Below are 8,183 nucleotides of genomic sequence, written 5' to 3'. Positions count from 1 at the left end.
CGCCGGTGCGGTACATGCGGGTGCCGGGCGGGCCGTAGGGGTCGGCGACGAACCGCTCGGCGGTCAGGGCGTGGCGGCCCAGATAGCCGCGCGCGTGCTGCGCACCCGACAGGTACAGCTCGCCCACCACCCCGGGCGGCACCGGGCGCAGCCGCGCGTCCAGCACCTGGGCACGGGTGTTGTCCAGGGGGCGGCCGACGACCGGGGTGGCGCTGTCGGTGACCCGGGCCATGAGCGCGTCCACCGTGAACTCGGTCGGACCGTAGTAGTTGACGGTCTCCACCCCCGCAACCGCGGCCAGCTCCGTCCACAGCGCGGGCGGCACCGCCTCGCCGCCGAGCAGGAACAGCGGCGGCCGCCAGCTGCCGGTCAGCAGTCCGGCGTCGAGCAGCTGACGGGCGTAGGACGGGGTGACGTCCAGGGTGTCGATACGGTGCTCGCGGACATGGGCGACCACGGCGTCCGCGTCCCGGCGGCCGAACTCGTCCAGGATGTGCAGCTCGTGCCCGGCGACCAGCCACAGCAACTGCTCCCAGGAGGAGTCGAAGGCGAACGACGCCGTGTGCAGGGCCCGCACCCGCCGGCCCAGCCGCTCGGCGACCGGCCGGTACAGGGCGCGCTCGTGGTCCCGGTACAGGTTCGTCAGCCCGGCGTGGTGCAGTCCGACGCCCTTGGGGCGGCCGGTCGAGCCCGAGGTGTAGATGACGTACGCGAGGTGGCCGGGACCGGCCGGGCGGGGAGCGGGCAGGTCCATGGCCGTGCCGAGGCGGGCCGTGAACGCGGGCTCGTCCAGCAGCAGCCGTGCCACGCCCGGCAGTTCGGGCACCGCCGCGGCGACGTCCGTGGACGTCAGTACGCACACCGGTGCCGCGTCCCGGAGCATGAACTCCAGCCGGTGCGCCGGATGGTCCAGGTCCAGCGGAAGGTAGGCGCCGCCCGCACGCAGGACGGCGAAGGCGGCCACCACCGCGTCGGCCGAGCGGGGCAGCGCGAGCGCCACCACGGTGTCCGGGCCGACGCCCTCGGCGGCCAGTGTCCGTGCCAGCAGCTCGACCCGGTCGTCCAGGTCGGCGAAGCTGAGCCGGTCCGCGCCGCAGACCAGGGCCGTCGCCTCGGGGGTGTGGGCCGACCGCTGGGCGAGCAGGTCCACCACGGTCTCCACCGGCACCGGGCGGGCGGTGGCGTTCCACTCCGCGAGCTGTTCGCGTTCGGTGGCGTCGAGCAGGTCGTACCCGGAGACGGGGAGCGCGGGATCGGCGACCGCCTGTGCGAGCAGGCGCAGGAGGCGGTCCGCCAGCCGTTCGGCCGTGGGGCGGTCGAAGAGGTCGGCGGCGAAGAACACCTCCAGGTCGATGTCGTCGGCGTGTGCCGTGTCGGAGAACGTGAAGTCGAGGTCGAACTTGGTGGTGCCGGGGTCGATCCGGTCCACGCGGGTGTCCCGGCCGAACAGGCGGCGCACGTCCTGGGTGACCGTGCTGTGCGAGACCATCGTCTGGAAGAGGGGGTGCCGGGCCAGGCCGCGACGCGGGTTGACGGCCTCGACGACCGTGTCGAAGGGCAGGTCGGCGTGGTCCAGTGCGGTGAGGTCGGTGGCCCGGACCCGCTGGAGCAGGTCGGCGAAGGTGGGGTCGCCGCTCAGGTCGGTGCGCAGGACCAGGGTGTTGACGAAGAAGCCGACGAGGTCGTCCAGCGCGGTGTCGGTGCGTCCGGCGACCGGGGTGCCGAGGGGGATGTCGTCACCGGCGCCGAGCCGGTGCAGCAGGGCGGCGACCGCCGCGTGCACCACCATGAACACACTGGTGCCGCTCTCCCGCGCCAATCCGCGGATGCGGGAGGCGAGTTCGGCGGGAAGCGCGCGGTGCACCATGCCGCCCGCCGGGCCGGGCTCGGCCGGACGCGGCCGGTCGGCGGGCAGCGCCAGCTCCTCGGGCAGACCCGTCAGCACCGCACGCCAGTGGTCCGCCTGCCGGGCGGTCGGCGAGTCGTCGGCGCCGTCGAGCAGGGCGCGCTGCCAGAGCGCGAAGTCCGCGTACTGGACGGGGAGTTCCGGGAACTCGGGTGCGGTCCCCGTGGTCCGCGCCGCGTAGGCCGTCTCCAGGTCGCGCAGGAAGGGGCCCATGGACCACTCGTCGCTCGCGATGTGGTGCAGCAGCACCACCAGCGCCTGCCGCCCGGTCGCCGGGTCACGGAGCAGCGTGACCCGGACGGGCGGCTCGGCCGCCAGGTCGAAGAGGTGCCCGAGGGCCCGCTCACGCTCCTCGTCGAAGCGGGCCTCGGACGTCTCCACGACCCGCAGCCGCACGCCCGCCTCCTCGGGGGAGAGGATCCGCTGGTACGGCTCCCCGCCCGCCTCCGCGAACACGGTGCGCAGCGTTTCGTGCCGGGCCACGACGTCACCCAGCGCCGCGTCCAGGGGGCCCGGGTCCAGGGGCTCGGTGAAGCGGGCCGCGAACGGGATGTTGTAGGCGGCACTCGGGCCCTGCATCTGGTGCAGGAACCACAGCCGCCGCTGGGCGTGCGACAGGGGCAGCCGCTCCGGGCGGGCGGCGGCCGTCAGCGGCGGGAGCGCGGAGCCGTCCCGTCCGGCCAGCCGCTCGGCCAGCGCCGCGGCCGTACGCGCCTCGAACACGTCACGGATGCCGCACTCGGTGCCCAGCGCGCCCCGCACCCGGGCGATCACCCGGGCGGCGAGCAGCGAGTGCCCGCCGAGGGTGAAGAAGTCGTCGTCCGGTCCCACCGACGGCAGGCCGAGCACATCCGCGAGGATCCCGGTCAGGATCTCCTCCCGGGCCCCGCGCGGCGCCCGTGCCCCGGCCGTGGTCAGCCCGGACAGGTCGGGGGCGGGCAGCGCGCGCCGGTCGACCTTGCCGTTGGCGGTCAGCGGGAAGGCGTCCAGGACCACCACGGCCGAGGGCACCATGTACTCCGGCAGCCGGGCGGCCGTCAGCTCCCGCAGGGCGACCGGGTCCGGGACCCGGCCCTCGCCCGCCGGGACGACGTAGGCGGCGAGATGCTGGGTGCCGGGCACGTCCTCGCGGACCACGGCCACCGCACGGCCCACGGACTCCGCCGCGCCCAGCACGCTCTCGATCTCGCCGAGTTCGATGCGGAAGCCGCGCAGCTTGACCTGGTCGTCGGCCCGGCCGACGTACTCGATCCGCCCGTCCGCGCGGCGCCGCACCAGGTCGCCGGTGCGGTACATGCGGGTGCCGGGCGGGCCGTAGGGGTCGGCGACGAACCGCTCGGCGGTCAGGGCGTGGCGGCCCAGATAGCCGCGCGCGAGCTGGGCGCCGGCCAGGTACAGCTCCCCGAGCCGCCCGTTCGGGGTGTGCCGCAGGGAGCCGTCGAGGACATGGGCGCGGGTGTTCCAGAACGGGGTGCCGATGTCGGGTGTGCCCGTGTGGCCGGGGGACAGGGTGGCGGAGGTGGCCCAGACGGTCGCCTCGGTCGGGCCGTAGACGTTGGTGACCTTCCTGGCGGTCCGGGTCAGCCGCTCGGCCAGGTCCGCGGGGACCGCCTCGCCGCCGACCAGCACGGACGTGCCGACCAGGGACGCCGGGGCCCCCTCGGCGAGCAGCGCCTGCCACAGTGACGGGGTCGCCTGCATCACCGCCGGCCGGTGGGCGTCCACCAGGGCCGAGAGGGCGGCCGGGTCGCGCACGGTGTCCCGGTCGGCGAGGACCACGGTGGCGCCGCTGATCAGTGGCACCCACAGCTCCAGCGCCGCGATGTCGAAGGAGACCGTGGTGACCGCGACCAGGGTGTCACCGGGGCAGAGGGCCAGCTCGTGCGCCTGCATGCGCAGGAAGTTGGCGAGCGCCGAGTGCGGCACCACGACGCCCTTGGGGCGTCCGGTGGAGCCGGAGGTGTGGATGACGTACGCGGGGTGCGCGCCGTCCGGCGGGCCGAGCCGCTCGGCGTCGGCGACCGGGTTCGCGGGCAGGGCCGCGAGGGCGGCCAGGGTGTCGGGAGCGTCCAGGACGACGGTCTCGGTGCCCGGCACGTCCGGCGCCGAGGGGGCGGCAGCCAGGGTGGTCAGCACACACACCGGGCGGGCGTCGCGGACCATGTGGTCCAGCCGGTCGGCCGGGTAGTCCAGGTCCAGCGGCAGATAGGCGCCGCCCGTCCTCAGCACCGCCAGCAGGGCCACCAGCAGGTCCGCGGTGCGCGGCAGCGCGATGCCGACGTAGGACTCGGGCCCGGCACCGCGCGCGATCAGCAGCCGGGCGATCCGGTTCGCGCGCTCGTCCAGCTCCGTGTAGGTCAGTTCGCGTCCGTCCGCGACGACGGCGGTCCGTGCGGGGTGTGCCGCGGCCTGCGCGGCGACGGCGTCCACGACCGTGCCCGGTTCCACCTCCCTGGCGGTGGCTTCGGCCGCGTCCCGCAGGGCGCGCCGGGTCCAGCCGTCCACCAGCTCGGGCGCGCTCACCGGGGTGCCGGGGCCGCCGGCCGAGAGTTCGGCCAGGAAACGGTTGAACTCGGCGCTGCGCGCGGCGAGTTCCTCCGCGTCGTAGGCGAGCGGGTTGGCGTCCAGCTCGAAGCGTATGTGTCCGTCGGCCGCGTCGTGGTACAGGCCGAGGGTGAGGTCGTGGACGGGTCCGGCGGCGATGTTGTGCGCGGTGCCGGGCGCGCCCGCGAAGTCCAGGGCGTAGTCGAACGCCTTGATGTTGACCATCGGGCCGAGCAGTCCCTGCTCCCGGCCGACGAGTCCGAGGTCGCGCCGGATGTCCTCGGCCCGGTAGCGCTGGTGGGCGCGGAGTTCGCGGACCAGCCGGGCGGTCCCGGCCGTCAGTTCTCCGATGCCCGTACCGGGCCGGACCGGGACGCGCAGCGGCAGTACGTTCACCACCATCGCCGGCACCCACAGGGCCGCCGAGCCCAGCCGGGACATGGCGGGCAGGGACAGCAGCACGTCCCGGGAGCCGGTGGAGCGGTGCAGGAACGCGGCGAACGCCGCCGTCACCGTGTCCGCCCAACTCGCCTTCGCGGCACGTCCGATGGCGTGCAGACCGGCGGTCGCCTCGGGGGTCAGCACGGCGCCGTCGCGCAGGAAGGTCTGCGAGGCCGGGTGCGCGGCACCGGCCAGCAGCTCCGGTTCGGGCCGGTCGGCGAGCCGTGACGACCAGAACTCCCGGTCCGCGACGGCCTGTTCGGAATTCCGGTAGGTCTGTTCCTCGGCGACCACGTCGGCCAGCGGGCGGAACGGCGTGGGCTCGGGCTCCTCGCCCCGGACCAGGGCGGTGTACACCTGGGCGACGCGCCGGGAGACCAGGGAGAAGGCGTAGGCGTCGAGCGCGATGTGGTGGGCGCGCTGGTACCACAGGGCACGGTTCGGGCCGACCAGGTGCAGCGCGTACGCGAACAGCGGTCCGGTGGCCGGGTCCACGGGACGGCCCATGTCGGAGCGCATCAGCTCCAGCGCGGCCGCGTCCGGGTCGGTGGCGTCCCGGTGGTCCACCACCCGCAGCGCCGGGCCGTCCAGCGCGGCGCCGTGCGGGGCGAGGAACTGCCAGGGCTCGCCCGCCCCGTCCTCCTCGAACCGCACCGTGAGCGCCTCGCACTCCCGGACCGTGCGGCACACGGCCGCCTCGAAGGCGGCGACCTCGACCGGACCGTTGATCTCCACGTACTGCCCGACGTTGTAGACCGGGGAGTCGGGGGCCAGCCGCTGGCCGTACCAGACGCCGGTCTGGGCTCCCGTGAGGGGGAGTCGCCGCTGGGCACGCTCGGTCATGGGTCTCGCTCCAGGGTGGGGCGCGGCACGATGGGGCATCGTCCGCAGGGGAGGGGCAGGAGTCGGGGCGCCGCGGTGGGACGCGCGACGCGGCGGAACGGACGGGAGGGCCCGCAGGCTCTTCCGCCCGGGTGGGGTGTCGGTGTCGGTGTCGGTCCGGTGACGGGGACGGCGGCCGGGGGCTCTGCCGGTGACGGCCGGGGGGACTCAGCCGACGACGGTCGGTGCGTCCCGGCCGGGACCGGTGCCGGACGGGCCTTCGAGGGCGTCCGCCCCGGCCTCGTCCTCGTCGCGGGGGAGGGTGGCCCGGCGCAGTCCCGGGACCAGGACGGCGGCCAGGACCGCGGCGACCGCGCACACCGCGCCGTTGACGACGGCGGCACCGGCCGGGTTGAACCAGCGTGCCACCAGGGCGACTTCGACATCCCCGAGGACGTTGCCGGTGGTGCCCTGCGCGGTGACGACGCTGACCACGCGTCCGCGCAGCCGGTCCGGGGTGTGGTGCTGGACCAGGGCGTACTCGAGGATCTCGTACACCGTGCCGGCGGCGCCGCCGACGGCCAGCATGAGGACGGCGATCCAGACGCTGTGGCTCAGGCCGAAACCGATCGTGGCCAGGCCGCCGGTGAGCGCGGCGGTGAGCAGCAGCCGTCCGGGCCGCCCGTGCCGGGTGACCCAGCCGCTGGTGGCGGAGACCAGGACGGCGCCCACGGCCGGGGCGGTGTAGAGCAGACCGAGGATCACGTCGCCGCCGCCGAAGCGGGTGGCGACCAGCGCCGGGAAGAGCACCACCGGAAGGTTGAACAGCACGGTGATCCCGCCCAGGCCCAGCAGCGCCCCCACCACGCGATTGCGCAGCGCGAACCGGAAGGCCACGAGGGGGGAGCCGCCGTCCTTGCCGTCTTCGCCGTCCTCGTCCGCCACCGGTGGCAGGGGGCGTACGCGCAGGATGAGCAGGGCGGTCACGGCGGTGGTGACGGCGGTGAACGTGAACACCGGCCCGGGGCCCCCGGCGGCGAGCAGCACACCGCCGAGGAGCGGGGCGCAGATGGAGCCGATCTCACCGGTGAGGGAGATCAGCGCACCGGCCGCCGGGAGCTGGTCCGGTCGGACCAGGGTGGGCGCCACCGCCATCAGGGCGGTGACACTCACCCCGGTGGCCAGTCCGTCCAGGGCGACACAGCCGTAGATCCCCCACAGGCTGGGGTCGGCCAGGAACGCGTTGACCGCGAGGCCCGCGAAGGCCGCAGCGGCGGCCGCGCGCGCCCGCAGGATGAGCCTCCTGCGGTCCGTGCGGTCGGCCATCCAGCCGCCCCACAGCGAGCCCAGCAGCACCGTCACGCTCATGACCATGCTGGCGACGGCGACGCTGAAGGTCGACTCGGTGAGGTCGTACACCTGCGCGGACAGGGCGACGGTCGCCATGCCCAGGCCGAACAGGGACACCACCCGGGCGACGAAGATGGCCCGGAAGTCCCTGCTGGTGCGCAGGGGTTCGACGTCGACCAGGAGGTCACGCACCCGCACGGGGCGCTCCTGCGGGGGCGAGGAGCGTGGCCCAGTCGGCGAGGGTCGGGCGCTGGGCGAGTTCGGCGAAGCCGACCTCGGCGCCCTGCGCCCGCCAGCCCTCGACGAGCGTCATCATCCGGACCGAGTCCAGTCCCTGGTCGAACACGTTCTCGTCGACGGCGACCTCCTCGGCCTCGACGTAGAGGAGCTCGGCGAGGTCGTCGCGGAGGCGGTCGAGGGTGAAGGGCTGCGGCCCGGAAGTGTCGGTCATGGTGCTTCCTCTCCTGATCAGTGATGGCGCGTTCTGGTTAGGTAAGGCTTACCTAACAATCTATTCTTGGCCCGGTCAAGTCGGTCCGTCCCCGCCCCGGTTGCGGCCGGCGCCGGCGAAACCCCCCGAGTGAAAGAGCCGATGACACGGTGACTCCTCCCCCCGCGCTCCGTCCCGCGCAGACCGCGCTCCGCCCCCCGCACCCGGTGGTGGTGCGCGCGGCCGGACCCGGCGACGTGGCCGCCCTGTACCGCCTCTCGCGCGCGTTCGCCCGTACGGGAGAACTACGCGCGCGCTCCGCGACCGAGTACGCGCGCGACACGGGCGACTTCCTGATCGCCGAGTCCGCCGCGGGCGGGGTCGAGGGATGTGTGGGGCTCGGCTGCGGCCAGGGGGTGGCGGCCCGTACCGCGGTCGTCTACAACTTCTGTGTGGCGGCGGCCAGTCAGGGCCGGGGTGTCGGTACGGCCCTGCTGGGAGCGCTGCTCGCCGAGGCGGCGGCCCGCTCGGTCGGCACGGTCTTCACCGCGACCAGCGGCGGGGCCGCCCTCTTCCTGCGGCACGGCTTCACCGTGGTGGACCCCGCCACCGCGGCCTGGCCGGCCGGCCTCGATCCCCGCCCGGGGTCGAGCGTGCTGAGCCTGCGGCTCTGACCCGGCGGGGCGGGGC

The 8,183-nt window shown here is 74.9% G+C and carries 4 protein-coding genes; 1 reads left to right on the top strand and 3 read right to left on the bottom strand.

Features of this window, described 5'->3' with window-relative positions; all coding sequences use genetic code 11:
• From B086_RS39570 to B086_RS0108710, 3 genes are all read right to left on the bottom strand, one after another.
• A partial coding sequence (locus tag B086_RS39570; protein WP_018566028.1) for a non-ribosomal peptide synthetase occupies positions 1–5,734 on the bottom strand: 5,734 nt, incomplete at its 3' end.
• 207 nt (positions 5,735–5,941) lie between these two features.
• Entirely contained in the window at positions 5,942–7,261 is a 1,320-nt protein-coding gene (entS, locus tag B086_RS0108715) for an enterobactin transporter EntS (protein ID WP_018566027.1), read from the bottom strand.
• Positions 7,248–7,514: a phosphopantetheine-binding protein gene (locus B086_RS0108710; RefSeq protein ID WP_018566026.1), complete on the bottom strand. Its 267-nt coding sequence runs from the start codon at positions 7,512–7,514 to the stop codon at positions 7,248–7,250. Before B086_RS0108710 ends, entS begins: the two co-directional genes overlap by 14 nt.
• Before the next feature lie 149 nt (positions 7,515–7,663).
• Between B086_RS0108710 and B086_RS0108705 the strand changes: the two genes are divergently transcribed.
• Positions 7,664–8,167, top strand: a complete 504-nt coding sequence (locus B086_RS0108705) for a GNAT family N-acetyltransferase (RefSeq protein ID WP_018566025.1) — start codon at positions 7,664–7,666, stop codon at positions 8,165–8,167.
• Positions 8,168–8,183 lie beyond the last annotated feature (16 nt).

The organism is Streptomyces sp. PsTaAH-124 (assembly GCF_000373685.1).
GTDB lineage: Bacteria > Actinomycetota > Actinomycetes > Streptomycetales > Streptomycetaceae > Streptomyces > Streptomyces andamanensis.
Note: the sequence above shows the minus strand (reverse complement) of the source record. Positions and strands in the feature narration are given on the sequence as shown.